This window comes from Nereida sp. MMG025 (assembly GCF_021654165.1).
Lineage (GTDB): Bacteria > Pseudomonadota > Alphaproteobacteria > Rhodobacterales > Rhodobacteraceae > Nereida.
Genome location: NZ_JAKFZN010000004.1, coordinates 33,821 through 50,635, shown reverse-complemented (window position 1 = coordinate 50,635; position 16,815 = coordinate 33,821). Strand labels below are relative to the sequence as shown.

17 protein-coding genes and 1 tRNA gene are annotated in these 16,815 nt (G+C 55.5%); 8 read left to right on the top strand and 10 right to left on the bottom strand.

Annotated features, from left to right (window positions below; translation table 11 throughout):
* The first annotated feature begins 1 nt into the window (after nt 1).
* The 3 genes from L1065_RS12110 to lpdA all read left to right on the top strand — a co-directional run bounded on the left by L1065_RS12110 (nt 2) and on the right by lpdA (nt 2,593).
* Complete coding sequence (locus tag L1065_RS12110; protein WP_237095760.1) at nt 2-694, top strand: hypothetical protein; 693 nt, start codon at nt 2-4, stop codon at nt 692-694.
* Between the two features lies 1 nt (nt 695).
* Nucleotides 696-1,085 (top strand): MAPEG family protein, encoded by a 390-nt coding sequence (locus L1065_RS12105; protein WP_237095759.1) that lies wholly within the window; start codon nt 696-698, stop codon nt 1,083-1,085.
* A 119-nt stretch (nt 1,086-1,204) separates the two neighbouring features.
* On the top strand, nt 1,205-2,593 hold the full coding sequence (lpdA, locus tag L1065_RS12100; RefSeq protein ID WP_237095758.1) for a dihydrolipoyl dehydrogenase: 1,389 nt from the start codon (nt 1,205-1,207) through the stop codon (nt 2,591-2,593).
* Nucleotides 2,594-2,669: 76 nt separating this feature from the next.
* On the opposite strand, the gene speB is transcribed toward lpdA, so the two are convergent.
* Genes speB through L1065_RS12085 form a run of 3 tightly spaced genes read right to left on the bottom strand, consistent with a single transcriptional unit; the run spans nt 2,670 to nt 5,006 of the window.
* Nucleotides 2,670-3,617 carry an agmatinase gene (gene speB, locus L1065_RS12095; RefSeq protein ID WP_237095757.1) on the bottom strand — a complete coding sequence of 316 codons (948 nt, stop codon included), beginning with the start codon at nt 3,615-3,617 and terminating at the stop codon, nt 2,670-2,672.
* 11 nt (nt 3,618-3,628) lie between these two features.
* Nucleotides 3,629-4,279 (bottom strand): GntR family transcriptional regulator, encoded by a 651-nt coding sequence (locus L1065_RS12090; protein WP_237095756.1) that lies wholly within the window; start codon nt 4,277-4,279, stop codon nt 3,629-3,631.
* A gap of 31 nt (nt 4,280-4,310) precedes the next feature.
* Entirely contained in the window at nt 4,311-5,006 is a 696-nt protein-coding gene (locus tag L1065_RS12085; RefSeq protein ID WP_239030060.1) for a M48 family metallopeptidase, read from the bottom strand.
* 154 nt (nt 5,007-5,160) lie between these two features.
* Here L1065_RS12085 and L1065_RS12080 point away from each other — a divergent pair, with 154 nt between their 5' ends.
* Both L1065_RS12080 and L1065_RS12075 read left to right on the top strand, forming a co-directional pair.
* Nucleotides 5,161-5,493 (top strand): TIGR02300 family protein, encoded by a 333-nt coding sequence (locus L1065_RS12080; protein WP_237095755.1) that lies wholly within the window; start codon nt 5,161-5,163, stop codon nt 5,491-5,493.
* 66 nt (nt 5,494-5,559) lie between these two features.
* Nucleotides 5,560-5,635: transfer RNA gene (locus L1065_RS12075), tRNA-Ala, on the top strand.
* A 101-nt stretch (nt 5,636-5,736) separates the two neighbouring features.
* Here the strand turns inward: L1065_RS12075 and L1065_RS12070 are convergent.
* The 6 genes from L1065_RS12070 to L1065_RS12045 all read right to left on the bottom strand — a co-directional run bounded on the left by L1065_RS12070 (nt 5,737) and on the right by L1065_RS12045 (nt 11,604).
* Complete coding sequence (locus L1065_RS12070; protein WP_237095754.1) at nt 5,737-7,137, bottom strand: TRAP transporter large permease; 1,401 nt, start codon at nt 7,135-7,137, stop codon at nt 5,737-5,739.
* Nucleotides 7,137-7,760 (bottom strand): TRAP transporter small permease subunit, encoded by a 624-nt coding sequence (locus L1065_RS12065; protein ID WP_237095753.1) that lies wholly within the window; start codon nt 7,758-7,760, stop codon nt 7,137-7,139. The genes L1065_RS12070 and L1065_RS12065 overlap by 1 nt, the downstream gene beginning before the upstream one ends.
* Before the next feature lie 59 nt (nt 7,761-7,819).
* The gene (locus L1065_RS12060; protein ID WP_237095752.1) at nt 7,820-8,833 is read right to left on the bottom strand and encodes a C4-dicarboxylate TRAP transporter substrate-binding protein; all 1,014 of its coding nucleotides are present in this window, start codon (nt 8,831-8,833) and stop codon (nt 7,820-7,822) included.
* A gap of 69 nt (nt 8,834-8,902) precedes the next feature.
* Nucleotides 8,903-9,823 (bottom strand): phosphoadenosine phosphosulfate reductase, encoded by a 921-nt coding sequence (locus tag L1065_RS12055; RefSeq protein WP_237095751.1) that lies wholly within the window; start codon nt 9,821-9,823, stop codon nt 8,903-8,905.
* Nucleotides 9,820-10,590, bottom strand: a complete 771-nt coding sequence (locus L1065_RS12050; RefSeq protein WP_237095750.1) for a sulfotransferase family 2 domain-containing protein — start codon at nt 10,588-10,590, stop codon at nt 9,820-9,822. Before L1065_RS12050 ends, L1065_RS12055 begins: the two co-directional genes overlap by 4 nt.
* Before the next feature lie 3 nt (nt 10,591-10,593).
* Nucleotides 10,594-11,604 carry a hypothetical protein gene (locus L1065_RS12045; protein ID WP_237095749.1) on the bottom strand — a complete coding sequence of 337 codons (1,011 nt, stop codon included), beginning with the start codon at nt 11,602-11,604 and terminating at the stop codon, nt 10,594-10,596.
* Between the two features lie 204 nt (nt 11,605-11,808).
* On the opposite strand from L1065_RS12045, the gene L1065_RS12040 reads away from it, so the two are divergent.
* Nucleotides 11,809-12,819: a glycosyltransferase family 2 protein gene (locus L1065_RS12040; protein WP_237095748.1), complete on the top strand. Its 1,011-nt coding sequence runs from the start codon at nt 11,809-11,811 to the stop codon at nt 12,817-12,819.
* Entirely contained in the window at nt 12,816-15,053 is a 2,238-nt protein-coding gene (locus tag L1065_RS12035) for a glycosyltransferase family 2 protein (protein ID WP_237095747.1), read from the top strand. The genes L1065_RS12040 and L1065_RS12035 overlap by 4 nt, the downstream gene beginning before the upstream one ends.
* On the opposite strand, the gene rpe is transcribed toward L1065_RS12035, so the two are convergent.
* Nucleotides 15,050-15,727 carry a ribulose-phosphate 3-epimerase gene (gene rpe, locus L1065_RS12030; RefSeq protein ID WP_237095746.1) on the bottom strand — a complete coding sequence of 226 codons (678 nt, stop codon included), beginning with the start codon at nt 15,725-15,727 and terminating at the stop codon, nt 15,050-15,052. The two genes, L1065_RS12035 and rpe, sit on opposite strands and share 4 nt — an antisense overlap.
* 108 nt (nt 15,728-15,835) lie before the next feature.
* Between rpe and deoC the strand changes: the two genes are divergently transcribed.
* Nucleotides 15,836-16,813 (top strand): deoxyribose-phosphate aldolase, encoded by a 978-nt coding sequence (gene deoC / locus L1065_RS12025; protein ID WP_237095745.1) that lies wholly within the window; start codon nt 15,836-15,838, stop codon nt 16,811-16,813.
* Nucleotides 16,814-16,815 lie beyond the last annotated feature (2 nt).

Below are 16,815 nucleotides of genomic sequence, written 5' to 3'. Positions count from 1 at the left end.
GATGGCACTGCTCGAAGCCAAAGACTATGACAACCTCCCGACCGAACCGATTGAAAAATGGCTTCAGTTAAGAGATACCATAGAGAAGAGGCTTGCTAATTACTACGACCAACAGACTGCAGACTTTGTATTTGACGCAAAAGTTGAATACACAGAAACGCTAAATGCACTTTCTACAGAGCTTGGCTTAGGGGTCATCATTGACAGTTCCTACGGGAATATAGATGAAGATTTTCCGTCCATAAAAGCGCAAGTAGCGGCTACGGCTGCTCGTTGGAATATTAGAGCCCGAAATGCCCCATATAACGGTATTTTGGTAGTTTCGGAGCCCGTCAAAGAACGTATCGAAGTTGAAATCGAACGGTTGAAAAAGGCAATTCGAGACTCTGATCTCGAAGCCGAAAAAAAAGAAATGGCACTCAACAAGCTCGACGAACTGATAGCCGATCTTGCCAAAAAATCCATTGCGTATTCCGATCTCATGAAGACTCTTGCGTTTGTGGCAATGGGACTTGGAGGAACAACAGCATTTCTTGCTGATGCACCAGACGCCATCGCCACAATTATGCAAGTTATCGGTTTACAACAGGAAGCGAGCGAAAAGCACCAATCTTTAATTGAAGGCTTTAACAACCCACCAGTGCCTCAACTTCCAGCACCTCCCAAGCTGCTCGTAGCCCCTACGGAGACATGAAGTGACCCCCGAACTCCACGTCCTCACCCTCGCCGCCCTTCTCCAAGTCGTGCAATTCGTGCTCTACTCGGTCGCGGCCAATCTGCAAGTCGGCTCCAAGGCCGCAATGGGACCACGCGACAAAAAGGTCGAGCTGACGGGTACCGCAGGCCGTTTGCAACGGGCCATGAACAACCATTTTGAAGGGTTGATCCTCTTCACGATCGCCGTGCTGGTCGTCACGCTGAGCGACAAATCCAACACCATCACCCAAGCCGCCGCGCACACCTATCTGATCGCGCGCATCCTCTACATCCCCGCCTATGTCCAAGGCCTCGCCCCGTGGCGCAGCGTCATCTGGATGGTGGGATTTCTTGCCACATTAACCATGCTTATCGCAGCGCTTTTTTGAATACCTGACTCTTTTTGTTGTCATACGCGTAGCAGACGCCCAGCAGACGCTAGGCCATACATCGAATGACAGCCCGAAAAGCGCCAAAATCGACCCGCGTTCGAACCAAGGAGAAACCCATGTCCAGCTATGACGTCATCGTAATCGGCAGCGGCCCAGGCGGCTATGTCTGCGCCATCCGCTGCGCCCAATTGGGCCTGAAAACCGCTGTTGTCGAAGGCCGCGACACCCTCGGTGGCACCTGTCTGAACGTGGGCTGCATCCCGTCCAAAGCCCTGCTGCACGCCAGCCATATGCTGCACGAAGCCGAACATAATTTCGCTGCCATGGGCCTGAAGGGCAAGTCACCGTCCGTCGACTGGAAACAGATGCAAACCTACAAACAGGACACCATTGATGCCAACACCAAAGGCATCGAATTTCTGTTTAAAAAGAACAAGATAGACTGGCTCAAAGGATGGGGCAGCATCCCCTCTGCAGGTCAGGTCAAAGTGGGCGATGACGTGCATGAAGCCAAAAGTATCATCGTCGCATCAGGCTCTGTGCCCACGGCACTGCCGGGCATCGAGGTTGACCAAAAAGTAGTGGTCGACAGCACAGGCGCCCTGGAACTGCCCAAAATCCCCAAGAAACTGGTCGTGATCGGCGCAGGCGTCATCGGGCTTGAGCTTGGCAGCGTCTACGCGCGTCTGGGATCAGAGGTGCATGTGATCGAATTTCTTGATGCGATCACCCCGGGCATGGACGCAGAAGTCCAGCGCACCTTCCAAAAGCTCCTGACAAAACAGGGCATTAACTTCACCCTAGGCGCCGCCGTCCAATCCGTCGACGCTTCTAAAACAAAGGCGAAAGTCACCTATAAACTGCGCAAGGACGACAGCGAACATACCATCGATGCCGACACTGTTCTGGTCGCCACGGGCCGCAAACCCTTCACCGACGGGCTTGGTCTCGAAGCGCTTGGTGTCGCCATGTCGGACCGCGGTCAGATCAAAACCGACGCAGGCTACAAAACCAGCGTAGAGGGCATCTATGCCATCGGTGACGCCATCGACGGTCCGATGCTGGCCCACAAAGCCGAAGACGAAGGCATGGCCTTGGCCGAGCTGATCGCAGGACAGCACCCCCACGTAAATTACAACGTGATCCCGGGCGTCATCTATACGCATCCCGAAGTCGCAAGCGTTGGCGAAACCGAAGAAACTTTGAAAAAACAGGGCCGTGCCTACAAAGCAGGCAAGTTCAGCTTTATGGGCAACGGCCGCGCAAAGGCCAATTTTGCAGCAGACGGTTTTGTCAAAATCCTCGCCGACAAAGACACCGACCGTATCCTTGGCGCACATATCATCGGCCCCATGGCGGGTGATTTGCTGCATGAAATCTGCGTTGCAATGGAGTTCGGCGCTGCCGCCGAAGACCTCGCGCGCACATGCCACGCACACCCGACTTACTCAGAAGCCGTGCGCGAGGCCGCACTTGCCTGCGGGGACGGCCCAATCCATAGCTGATCCCCCTTCATTGTTGGCAAAATACCTCGGGGGTGTGGGGGCAGCGCCCCCACCGTAAGCTGAGCATGTGCTCAGCTTACGAACGGTGATGCAAGATACGACCGATGGTGTTCAGCAGCACCTGTGCGGCCAAAACACTGGTGATGCCAGTCTGATCATGGTCGGGCGAGACCTCAACCAAATCAATCCCCACAATATCGCAGCGTTGCACCAGCGCGTTGATAAACTCCAGCACATCATAATATCCAAAACCACCGTGGCTTGGTGTGCCAGTACCAGGCGCGATACTGGGATCGAACCCGTCAATATCGATTGTCAGATACACCCGCCCTTTGGGTATTCGATCAGCCAGCGCCTGCGCCCCCAAAGCACGGGCCTGCCTGACGCTCAAGATATCAGACCCCATTGCACGGGCCGTCGCATAGCCCTCTTTGGCAGTGCTGGATACATTTCGAATGCCGATTTGCGTTAAGCCAGTGACAAAGGGCTTGTCCGCTGCCCGCCGCATCGGATTGCCATGCCCACGTGTCACCCCGTGGCGTTCATCTACGAAATCAAGATGGGCATCAATCTGCACCAGATGGAAGGGCTCTTGCCCTTCAAAGGCTTCGATACAAGGAATATTGACCGAGTGATCGCCACCGATCACGACCGGCAATGCCCCTGCCGCCAGCATCTTTTCAACGCCATATCGGATGTTGGCATGGCTGGTCACAGTATCTGTATGGACGATGTCTGCATCACCGATATCAACAATGCGCACCTTAGCGGGATCCAGATAGGTCACGTCATCTTCATGGTCATAGGCCCCCGCGTGGCCAAAGGAAAAGAGCGTGGACGCCTCGCGCACACCGCGCGGGCCAAAGCGTGCACCGGCACGCCATTGCGTGCCAAAATCAAAAGGCGCACCCATCACAGCGACATCCGCGTCGATGGCATCCCAGTCTTGCACATAGGGATATTTCCCGAAGGTGGATATGCCCACGAACGGCAAATTCAATCGACCCGTTTCATACTCCCCCATATCTTGCTCTCCTACTGTTTGAGCATCCGCAAACCGCTTGTCACATCAGAGCGGACAGCGAGACGCAAGCCCGGCTCATCCCCTGCCTTGAGCGCTGATAAAATCAGGCGATGATTTCGGGGGCTTTCAGTGCGGCGCAACCGTCCATAAAGTTTGCGCATGGTCGGGCCTAATTGTAGCCAGACGGTTTCCGCCAAGGCCAACATCGCAGGCGCCTGAGCCCTGAGGTAAAGCGTGCGGTGGAATTCCAGATTGGTCCGAATATAGCCCACCGCATCAGACCGCGCGATGACCTGATCTATCTGTTCATTGATGCTTTCCAGCCGTTCAATCAGCGCGATATGGGCCCGCGGCAGCGCACGGCTGCTCAACTCGGGTTCCAGCAAAGCACGGATGGCGGCCAGTTCTTCGATCCGTTCGTTGGACAATTCGGGCGTGCTGACCCGCCCGGACGATGAAAGCGACAAAGCCCCTTCTGCCACCAACCTGCGCATTGCTTCGCGCACAGGTGTCATCGACACATCGTATTCTTTCCCGATGCCCCGAAGCGTCAAGGATTGGCCTGGCAACAGATCACCATGCATGATGCGCAACCGCAGGGTGCGGTAAACACGTTCATGCGCGGCAGACGGGGACGGATCGTTTCGAGATTGGATCAACATGGGCCAAGTGTGATCACAACCGCAATTCGGGTCAATCCTTGAAACGATACTGATGAAGCGAGGCCCCATGCACGCGGAGCCATGTCCGTTCCTCTTCATAGGCGCCAAACAGATCGCGGCAGACGCCCCAAAACCGATCCGAATGGTTCATCTGGGCCAGATGCGCCACTTCGTGGGCCGCGACATAGGACAGCACCTTGGGCGGGGCCATGATCAATCGCCACGAAAAATTCAGATTGCCGCTGCTGGAACATGACCCCCAACGAGATCGCGTGTCGCGCAGTGTTAACTTGCCATAGGGTTTTCCCAGTTTCTGCGAAAACTGATCAGCCTCCCGGTGCAGGATCAGCCGCGCTTGCGCCTTGAGATAGGCCTGCACCTTGGCTCCTGCGTTTGCAGCGCCCCCGACACGAAGCTGCCTATCTTCGATATGAACGCCGCGCTTGGTGGCTTGGACCACTTCGTACATCTGGCCGCCAATCGGGACTTCAACGCCATGATCTACATTGATCATGGGGGCTTGTCGGGCCAGATGTTTGCGCAGCCACATCTCTTTGCTGTGCAGGAAGGCAAGCGCTTCGCGTTCCGATCCGCGTTTGGGCACGGTCAGGCTGACCCGCCCGTCCAAACTGGAAACCCGAAGCGACATCCGCCGCGCCGCCGCAGAGCGACGCATCTGCACCGTCACAGTCGGCTCACCTTGCAGCACAATTTCTGTCACACTCATCTTGTCATGCCCCAAAACGCTCTTAGTTTTCGCAAACCCGCGGAATCACTTTGACAGACCTTGCCAGTTATGGCACCTGCCTTCGATAGCCAAAGGGCTGCGCCTATCGCGCTCTTATGTACTTGTATTTCACCCTCAACCCAGAGGACCCGACATGTCGAAAGAAGAATGGGGCGTCAAACGCCTGTGCCCCACAACTGGCAAGCGTTTTTACGATTTGGGCCGCACACCAATCGTCAGCCCCTACACGGGCGAAGAAGTAACTGTTGACGCCAACAAAAATAGCACAATGGTGGCTGATAAGGCCGATCCAGCGACTGCAAAGGCAGATGGCGATCAGGTTGAAACAGATGAAGACATCGTTTTGGACGATGATGATGTCGATGTGGATCTGGGCGACGACGTTCTGGAAGACGATGACGACGACGATAACGTGTCGCTTGACGAAATTGCGGATGTTGCAGCCGAAGGCGACGACGACACCTAAGAATTAAACGCGGGGGTGTTTTTGCACTTGAACTCCCCTGCGCACGCGGCTAATCAGCCGCTTCAAGGGCCCTTAGCTCAGCTGGGAGAGCGCCTGCATGGCATGCAGGAGGTCAGCGGTTCGATCCCGCTAGGGTCCACCAACATTCTTAAAATTGAAAATTTTAGAATGAGTGCGCGAAAGCGATCCTCAGGATCGCGTGCGGCACCACCCACCTACCTTTTACCTTTTCCTATTCCCCCATCAGACCAGTGACGGAAGCCACAAAACAATCGATGGGAAGCTGACCAACAGCGCGATTGTGATCCCGTCAGCGATGAAAAACGGTGTCACCCCTTTGAAAACATCCTGCACGCTGATGTCATCACGCACCCCTGCCACCACAAAACAGTTCAAACCGATGGGCGGTGTGATCAAACAGAATTCCGCCATTTTCACCACAAGGATGCCGAACCAGATCGCACACATCGGACCTGACATGCCAAAGGCGCTATCTGTGGCCGAGACCGCCTCGCCGCCATTCAGCGCCATCACCGCGGGGTAGACGACGGGTAGGGTCAGCAACAGCATCCCGATCGCATCCATGAACATGCCAAGGACCGCATAGGCCAACAGAATACACACAAGGATCATCATCGGCTCATAGGGCAAAGACGTGATCCAATCGGCAAAAGCGCCTGGCAAATCCGCAAATCCCAGAAAGCGCACATAGATCAGCACCCCCCAAATGATGGTAAAGATCATCACGCTAAGTTTAGCCGTTTCCAGCAAGGCTGATTTCAATTCGGGCCAACGCATTCCGCGGTAAACGGCCATCAAAAAGACGATGAACGCCCCGATTGCGCCGCCTTCGGTTGGGGTGCCCCAAGCGTCACCGCCAAAGGGGTTGTAGACAAACATGATGATGATCACGACGACCGCGACGATGGGCAGTGCGGGCGGCAGGGCGGTGAAGCGTTCTTTCCACGTAAAGCCGCTGACAGGGGGGCCAAATCCTTTGATCGTCAGGGCCATCCCAATGATAAGCGCGGCATAAACAAAGGCGCTGAACACGCCCGGAATAAAGCCCGCCAACAACAGCTTTCCGACATCCTGTTCGACAATAATCGCATAGATCACAAGGATGGCAGATGGCGGAATGAGAGAGGCAAGCGTACCCCCTGCGGCCACCACACCTGCGGCAAAGCGCTTGTCATATCCGATCTTGAGCATCTCCGGGATCGCAATACGCGCAAACACGGCGGCAGTGGCCACCGAAGCCCCTGAAACAGCTGCAAATCCTGCGGTGGCAAAAACGGTGGACACCGCCAACCCACCCGGCACCCATGCGATCCACTTTTTAGCGGCCTCAAACAATGCACGCGTCAGGCCAGCGTAGTAGGCCAGATATCCAATCATGATAAATGTGGGGATCAGTGACAGCGCTTGGGACGAGACTTTGGAATGCGGCACCTGCCCTGCGGTTTTCACGGCGACTGTGAGGGCCCAACCAAACTGCTCGGGGTCCATCCCGCGTTTGGCCCAGAAAATCCAGATCAGTCCAATCATTCCAGCCATGGCTGCTGCAAAGGCAACACGCATGCCAAGCAAAACAACAATCAGCAATCCGCCTGTGACCCAAAGGCCGATTTCGATGGGTTCCATCAGCGGTCCCCTTCCAACGCACGCGCTTCAAGCTGTGCTGCGGTCGCCGCATCAATGGGCAATGGAACAGCGATTGCCACACCCGTCACCACCGCGCGGGCAAACCCCCATGTTTGCAGGGCCAATCGCACCGTCAAAACGCTGAACGCAACAGGGGCGAGCAATTTGGCAGGCCAAATTGGCAGTCCAATATCCATGCTGCTATCACGGCTCCACATCGGGGCGGCAAAATCGAAACTACGTTGGAAATGGGCCCAAGTACCCCACACCAAAAGCACCATAAGTGCCAGAACAAGAAGGGTCGTGATCAATTCGACCAGATAGAGCATTCGCCCTTTCAAGGTGCCAACCAGCATATCCATACGGATATGCCCACCGTCGCGTTGGGTGTATGACACACCCATAAAGGCAATAAGTGGCATCGCCTGCTCGATGTAATCCACATAGCCAGGCAGAGGCGCGGCAAAGAAGTTGCGCCCTGTCACCGAAAAGACCGCCAGCACCATCAAGCCGAACACGGCCAAGCCACTGACCAAACCCAATAGCTTTTCAAGCCGATAAAGCGCGCGGTCAGCCCTGCTTAGGACAGAGTCGTCTTCGTGAATTTGTGCAGCCCCTGCCATTGCAGCCCCTCTCCCGCGCAACACCGCTGCGGGGCAGACCCCCGCAGCGGCAATGCTTTTTAGCTCGCGTCTTGTCCGATCATGCCAGTCACAAAGTCCAGCAGCTCTTGTGCCGGCAAGCCTTTGGCACTGTTTTCCTCGACCCACGATGCAGCAGCAGGACCCGCGACCTTCGCGCGGAAGGCGGCAAGCTCATCATCGGAATAGCTGATCTGTTCGATCCCTTTTTCCTCCAGCAATGGGCCCCAAGCTGTCATCGTGTTGTTGTTATAAAACGAGATGTAGTGATCCAACGCCTCATCAATCGATCCCAAAAGGGCTTCGCGGTGATCATCGGATAGCGCCTCCAAAGCATCGGTATTGGCGACAACAGGGCAGTTCACGGTCCCCGGGTTCAGGTTTGTCGTCCACCATGTGGCCGATTCAACTGTGCCGAAGGACATGTGCGCATGTGGGGCAAAACTAACCGCTTTTACAACGCCACTGTCCATCGCTTGGCGCACTTCGGTGGCCGACATCGAGGTTGGCACGGCATCAACCGCTTCCATGGCTTTACCAATACCGCCCGTTGCACGCACGCTTAGACCCGCAAAATCATCAAGCGTCTTGGGGCCGTCGCCCACGCCAACGATGTTGTATTGCGGCAGCGGCGAGGGCATCAAAAGCGTGGCATTCCAGCGCGCCAAATCCGCCGCAACAGCGGGATGTTCATAGAGCGCTTGGCTGATCTTGCGCTCTTCTTCCAGCGACGACACGCCAAGGAAAGGCAGTTCCAGCACTGTGATCGACGGGTTTTTGTCGGCGTGATAGCCAGCACAAAACTGCGCCATTTCGAATGCGCCAATGCTGATACCGTCAAGGTTTTCGCGGTTTTTCGACAGGCCACCATAGCTGATGTTCATTGTGAATTCGCCGCCCGTTTTTTCCGCGACCAGCTCAGCCAACTTCTCAACGTGTTCGGTAAATGCACGACGCTTGCCCCAAAGCGAGACATTCCATTCCGTTGCCAGTGCTTCAGACGCAAACGCCAGCGACATTGTTGCAAGCACCGTTCCACTCAGTAGTTTTTTCATAAGTGATTCCTCCCATTTTGTCGCAGTAGTGAAGCAGACAAATGCGCAAAGCGCCACAGGGGGAATAATCTAGCGCTGCTCGAATTTGGCAATCCGCTGTTCGGCGGCGCGCATCGCTTTGCGGAAAGCCGGGCCGCCGCGCGTGTTCAGCACCGCTTTGGTGTAGCGGATCACAAGCCGTGGACGATCCATTTGCAAAAGACGGTCCAACATTTCCTTTTGATACCGCGGCACATGCAACCGCGTGCGCATCAGTTTATAAAAAACTTCCGGCGTCAGCGTATCGTCGACACAGCCCATGACGACTTTCTTGAGCACACCCATTTTCAGCCAAAGCGACGCGATCCGGTGCCCCATGAAACGGCACCGTAGCTTGGTAACATTGTCGGCCTGAAACAAGGTGGCGTGCATGGCATCCAACGGCTCGCGTGGATCGTAAAAGAGATAAACAGGGCCTGCGACCTCAACTTCTTCGGGTCCATAGCCATAGCGTCCTGTGAAATCACGGTGCCAAACCTTGCGATAGCGGGTTTCCCAAGGTGCAATGTCACGCGAAAGCGTTGCTTGTGGACTCAGCAAAATAACAGTTGCGCCCGGTGCGGCACTGCAAAAAACCGAAGCAGCGTAGCCCCCCATGGACGCCCCATAGAACACCACCTGATCAAATTGATCAAAAAAGCCGTCATCCCGAAGCCGGTCAAAAAAATCAAAGACCGCCTCGTCGCGATACCATGTCCAGTCATGGGCCATCATCCCAAGCATGGACCAGCCGCGCGAGGTGACAAAGTCATACCCCCATGGCATACGGTCGCCTGCGTTTTCATAGACGTGATCAAGGTTTTCGAAGGTCACGATCAATGTGCCGCCGCCCGTTTGATCGCCCCTTACGAAAAGCGCCGAATGATCCGCGCCGACACGTTCGAAAAAACCGCGCTCGGCCCCGACCTTTTCAAGCTCTGTGGCCCAATCCTGCTGCGAAAGATCGCTCATGCGGCGGCCTTGGCCTGTGCTGCTTTGACCTCTTCATACATCTGCAGATCCGCTTCAAACGCGCGTTCCAGATTGCGCATGTCCTCTTTTGTCATAGAGGCGATCAGATCTTTGCTGGCGGTTTGATGGCCCATGGATGACCGCGTGTCTTGCATCTTGGGGCGCTTGAGTTTGAAGCAGGCGTAAACGATTTCCTTCAAAGCGGGGGTCAGATCATCGGTCGTGCCAATTACGTCGTATTTGATCAAACCGTAGCTGATTTCCTTAACTTGCGGGCGCCAATGGCGATCAACGTCTTGTGCCCCTTCATCTTGGGCCATCACATCCAGAAATTGAGACAGGCTCAGATCGTCCTCCTTGTCGCGGCCCAAGTGGTTCATCAGCTTGCGCTTTTGCTTGTCGCCCCGTGCGATCTTGTCTGCATAGGCCGACACTGTGCGCGCGATAGGGTCGCGCACAGCGGTAAAACGGAACACATCTTTGGACTGCAGCGCGTCCAGAACGCGAGGCATGCCAAGTGCCCGTTTGCCCGCATGGATCACATCGCGCGGTGGTTGGTGGACGTTTTCCATGCTGATATCGCGGTCGTCTTTCATCTCGTGCAGCAGATGGGCCATGAGTGTTGCGATCACAGTCGTACAGGCCGCCTTGTGATTTTTCATGTACACAAAATCACTGCCCTTCGGCTTGAACGCAGGCATGTAAACGGTCTGTAGAAAATGCCGTGGGTGCAAATAGTTACTAAGCAAGTCGTCTTTAAATGCCATGGCTTAGGCCCTCCCCCGAAAGATATCAGGCGCCGCTTTTTCCAGCTTGGCCGCACATTCCTTAATGAACGATTTTTCCACTTTGTATTTACGGCTGATCATATCAATCGACGCGTCTTTGCGCAGTGCTGCTATCGCAATTTCCGCGCAGGTATCAGGGTCTTGGGCTGCTTTTGGTGGCTTGACGATTTTCGCTGGAATCGGTGCGTCTTCGGGTTTGATGCCGTGCTTTTCAATCAGACCTTCCATGAAAGACCCACGGCGCGGCACGCCACCTTCTTTTTCCTCAAGCCGGGGCTTCATCCGACGCGCCCAAAAATGCACGCCGTAAGTGCCATCTGTCAGGCGATCCCCCTCGATATCGAATTTCGACATGATCATATGGTTTCGGTCTGGAAAGCTGATCGGGTAAAAGCCGGTTTCAGGCTGCGCGTGTTCGATCTCGCCAGATTGTTGCAAGAAATATGTCACTGCCGCAGGGCCCGTAAAACCCCAGTTCTGTTCGGTCATGTGGACTGGACGGCCCGCGTCTTTTTCGGCTTGTAATTCGCGTTGTTGCCAAGGCTTCAACCACGGTCCGATCGCATATTCATCTTTGAAAAATTCGAGCATCGCAGCAAGCGCAGGCGAGTCCTTGGGCAGTCCAAGCACAGCATTGCATACCAATCCGGGCTTTTCCCACCCAAAGATATGAGGGGTGTCAAAGGCGAAGGGGCGATAGCAATACATATCTGCATCCACCCAAACTTCACCCGTTTTGGCCAGCATGTTCAAACGCCACAAATCTGCATGGATCGCAGGCGAGCCTGTGCGCGCATGTTTGTACATCGGATCCGCAGGGAAAATATCTTCCGCATTCGCCTCGCGCACGCCATCTGGGACATTTTCAATCGGACTGTAGCTATACAGCGTTGTGTGGTGGCCCGCATCTGCGAAGCTTTTTAGGCACAACTGCTCAAGCCACGACAGTCGCCCACCGATCCAAAGGCTTGCAATCTTTGGAAGATTTGCCATTTCGCTCTTGCCCCTCTTTGGCCTTTTCTTGACCGCGACTATGCGCGTTTCATCAAACTCTTTCAACGGATTAGGCCATTATCGTGAACAGTTTGTTGCCAAAAAGGGGAAATTACGCGGCATTTGATCGGTCTGGTGGTTGTTCGCACCCGCTGCATTTGGCACATTACTGCAAAACGGGCAGGCCGAACAAAAAGGCGATCAATGCACATTCTGGCCATTACATGCGTCAAGAACGAAGGGCCATACCTGCTGGATTGGCTGGCCCATGCCCGCGCGCTTGGCGTGTCCGAATTTCTTGTGTTTTCAAATGACTGCGATGATGGCACCGATATTCTGCTTGACGAGATCGCCAAAGACGGCTGGCTGACCCATGTGCGCCACGTCAGAACGGGCGATAAGACGATCCAATTTCAAGCCCTTAAAGCGGCGCGCAAACAGGCCGCATATGAGCGCGCAGATTGGATCATGTTCATTGATGTTGATGAATACATATGCCTTGCACCGCCCCTGAATGCCTTGCCCGATCTGATTGCGGCTTGCGGCGCGGCCGAGGCGATCACCTTGCCGTGGCGCCTTTTTGGAAATGCCGATCAACATCATGCGTCAGACGCAGCCGTGACGACGCGTTTCACCTGTGCGGCAAGCCGCGCTATTCCCTTGCCACTGGCGCATTTCTTCAAGACGCTTTTCAAACGCACAGCTTTTCGTGAAGCTGGCGTTCATCGCCCCAAGCCGCTCAAAGACCACATTGCGCGGTGGGCTGACGCGGGCGGTGCTCCGTTGCCCGACAGCTTCGCAACACAGGCCAACCGCATCAATCTTTTCGGCCATCTGCCAGAAGAGCCGTTGGTGCAGTTAAATCACTACTCCCTCCGCTCGACCGAGGAATTTGTGCTCAAAACGCAGCGCGGCTTGCCGAACAAAACAGATATCCCCATCGACATCAGCTACTGGGCCGCCAGAAACTGGAATACCGTCGAGGATGATTTGATCACGCGCCACACGCCTGATCGCTCTTGGATCAGCGACGCTATGCTAGCGCGGCATGCCAAGAGCGTTAAACATCATCGCGCCACGTTTGATGCCTTGATGCAACGTCCCGAAATGATACAGTTTTTTTGGCGCCTTCAACTTGCAGGCGGCTCGTATGAGCCGACCCTACCGATGACAAAGGCGCACCTGTCCAGACTACGATCGGCACCCAAATCATGAGCGCACCAGATATTCAGACACGCAGCCTGATTGGTTTGTCGCTTGGCGACACGCATCTATTGGACCACCTGTCATGGCTGGAGGGCGACACAATTGTAACCCGCAGCTATTTTACCAAGGGGACGGATCCTAACGCGATAAAAGCCAGTGACCGCACTGCGCTACGGTATATCCGCAGTGTTGGTGAGGGGCTGTTGGTCGAAACCGAAGGCGGCGCGGACATTCCATTTGGGAATACCCAAGAACATGCCCCGTCGCCCATAGAGACGGACCTTTTTGAGGGTCTGAACACAATGCTTGCTGTGCGCAACGGTGAAAGCCCGGGAATAGTTGCGGACTGGCTGGAGCATCACGTCACCCATCATGGCCTTCAAGCGGCTTTGATTATTGACCGCAGCCCGCCCAAGGACAGCGAAAAATTCGCCCGCAAGCTGACCCAAAAAACAAAGGGCTTAGGTGGGCTTGTCCGTGTCATTGTTTTACATGCGCCAATCGCGCTAGGAGATGCGGGCCTGCCGCCCGAAAACCACCCCTATTGCGCGCCCGCGGCCCCCGGCAAAGACAGAATGGAAGTGCCCAAGCCTGCACCTTGGACCAGCCCATTAGGCGAACTTCTGGTTTTCGAAATTGCAAAAACACGCTTTTTGGCCAGCGCACGTGCCGTTGCGAATATTGAGGTGTGTGACCTGATGGCACCCAACCTCGGACCGAATGTTTTTGACCGAGCAGTCACATCGCAAAGTGGCGCGATTATGCTGGCAGGGCGGCGATGCTATCCTTGGCGGGTGCGCAAAAAAGATACTGCGCATTTCAGCGATCATATCTGCGTGCAGTTTGACAACAAAAAAGCCAAAAAACGGTGGTGCGTTGCGCCGTCCGTTACGGGCGATGATACCGTTTGGCGGTTGATCCGCGTGGTCGGAGCGGATGCCAAGGTTGAAGACACACAGATGTTCTATTCGTTCATGAACTTGCGCCACCGACAAGACAACGTGAGCGCCATTGTGCCCAAAACTTCTTTGATCGAAGACGAGTATCTTTTGGCGATGTCACAAGACATCTGGCGCGGAAATCCCGTGCGCGTGCCTGAAGAGAAGATCAAGAAAAAAGCGGCCGATGACAACTCTGCCGTGATCGTGACCTGTATGAAAAACGAAGGGCCGTTCATTCTTGAATGGCTGGCTTATCACCGCATGATCGGGGTGGAAAACTACATCGTTTATACCAATGATTGCGACGACGGGACCGATACATTCCTCGATCTGTTGCAGGAAAAAGGCTATCTGCAACACCGCGACAACCCGTTCAAAGGCACCAAACTCAAGCCGCAGCACGCCGCATTGGCCGCCGCCGAAAAAGAGGATGTGGTGAAAGACGCCGCGTGGTGCATTTCCATGGACGTCGATGAGTTTATCTGCATCCACACAGGCGACGGCACGTTGGATGCGCTGTTCAAAGCCGTGCCTGATGCCAATATGATCAGCCTGACATGGCGGCTCTTTGGCAACTCGGAAATCCACGAATACCGTGACGAACTGCTGACAGAGAATTATCTGCGCTGCGCCCGTGAGTTTGCCAACAAACCGCACCAAGCGTGGGGGTTCAAGACGCTCTTCCGCCAAAACGGGATTTTCAAAAAGCTCGGCGTGCACCGCCCCAAAGGTCTGCGCCCACAGCTCAAAGACAGCCTGCGTTGGGTCAATGGATCGGGCGAACCGATGCCGCAAAGCACCTTCCGCAATGCATGGCGCTCAACCTCGGATACCTATGGCTATGGTCTTGTCAGCCTCAATCACTATGCGGTGCGCAGTGCAGAAAGTTTCCTTGTCAAACGTGACCGTGGCCGCGTGAACCACGTCGACCGCGACCAAGGGCTGGCCTACTGGTTCCGCATGAACAACAATGAGGAAGAGAACACCTCGATCACCCGCATGGTCCCGCGCCTCAAAGAAGAGATGGCCCGTCTGCTATCGGACCCCGACATCAAAGCGCAGCACGAGGCCTGCGTAGCCGCCCACCGCGCCAAGATCGACGCGCTGCTGAAGACCGAGAACTTCCAGGAATTTTACGCCGAAATCACAGGCGACCGCATGCAACGCCTGTGCCGCATGCACAAACATTTCGGGGCCAATGTGTTCCTAGGTGGCCCGCAAACTGTGCCTGATGAGGTCGTCTTTGAAGATCACGACGACGACTTTTTCTTCACCGTCGAGAAACAGGAAACCGTCCACTAAGCGCAAGCGTTGCGGATCGCGCGGATGTTGTCGCCATAAGGTGCAGGGTTGCTAACGCTGCCGCCTTTGAACACGGCCGATCCCGCCACCAGCACGTCCGCGCCTGCATTGCGGACCAAGGGTGCGGTGTCTGGCGTGACGCCGCCGTCAATCTCGATATGCACATCACGGTCACCGATCATTGCGCGCAACTCGGCCACCTTGGCTGTCATGTCGATAAACTTCTGCCCGCCAAACCCAGGGTTCACTGTCATCACACAGACCAGATCAACCATATCCATCAGCTCAGCCACAGCAGACGCGGGCGTGCCGGGGTTCAGCGCAACACCTGCCTTTGCCCCTGCCCCGCGAATGGCTTGCAACGTGCGGTGGATATGCGGGCCCGCTTCGACATGTGCAGTGATGAAATCCGCGCCTGCCTGCGCAAAGGCTTCGATATAGGGATCAACGGGCGCGATCATCAGATGCACATCCATCACCCCTTTGATATGCGGGCGAATAGCGGCACAGGTCGTCGGACCAAAGGTGATGTTGGGCACAAAATGGCCGTCCATCACATCCACATGCACCCAATCAGCCCCTTGCGCCTCAATCGCCTCACACTCGGCACCGAAGTTGGCAAAATCCGCCGAAAGAATGGACGGGGCGATTTTTAGCGAACGATCAAATGACATAGAGGGGGAATCCTTTTGCAAAGTTGCTTTCCTTTACCGCGCTCATGACGCCAAGGCAAAGCCCCGATTGCCTTGCTCCTCTTTCAACGCTCTGACAAACTGACGCGTATGAATACCACTTTGACCCACCTGCCATCCGTGACCTTGCCCCGCAATGACGGAATGCCCCTTGATCTGGATTGGGTGGCAAGCGTCCAGGCCAATACCTCGGCCATCGAACGGCGTGCCAAAACACTGCCAGGGCGTCGAAGTGTCAAAAAGGACTATCAGGCCGCGTGGCTGTGCAAAGCTGTGTCTTGCATTGATCTGACAACCTTGTCTGGCGACGACACCGCGATGCGCGTGCGCCGCCTGTGCGCGAAGGCCAAACAACCCGTGCGGGCCGACCTTCTGGACCAGCTCGACTTGCCCGAATTAACCACGGGTGCCGTTTGCGTTTACCACGATATGGTCGCAACTGCTGTCGATGGACTTGATGGAACAGGCATCCCTGTCGCGGCCGTGTCCACTGGCTTTCCAGCTGGCCTGTCACCGCTACACCTGCGTCTTGAGGAAATCCGCGAAAGCGTCAAAGCGGGTGCAACTGAGATCGACATCGTGATCTCGCGCCGTCATGCGCTATCAGGCAACTGGCAGGCCCTTTATGACGAAACGCGCGCCATGCGCGACGCATGTGGCCCCGCCCATATGAAGGCCATTCTTGCAACGGGTGAGCTTGGAACCCTACGCAATGTCGCCCGCGCGTCGCTGGTCTGCATGATGGCGGGCAGTGACTTCATCAAAACCTCAACAGGCAAAGAACCCGTCAACGCCACCCTGCCTGTCACGCTGACAATGATCCGCGCCATCCGCGCCTATCACGCGCGCACGGGGCTGATGGTCGGCTACAAACCTGCGGGCGGGATCAGCAAAGCCAAAGACGCGCTGGTCTATCTTTCGATGATCAAGGACGAGCTTGGCGACCGCTGGCTCCAACCCGATCTGTTCCGCTTTGGCGCGTCATCCCTTTTGGGGGATATCGAACGCCAGCTGGAACATCACCTCACCGGCCACTACTCTGCCCAATACCGCCACCCGATTGGATAAGC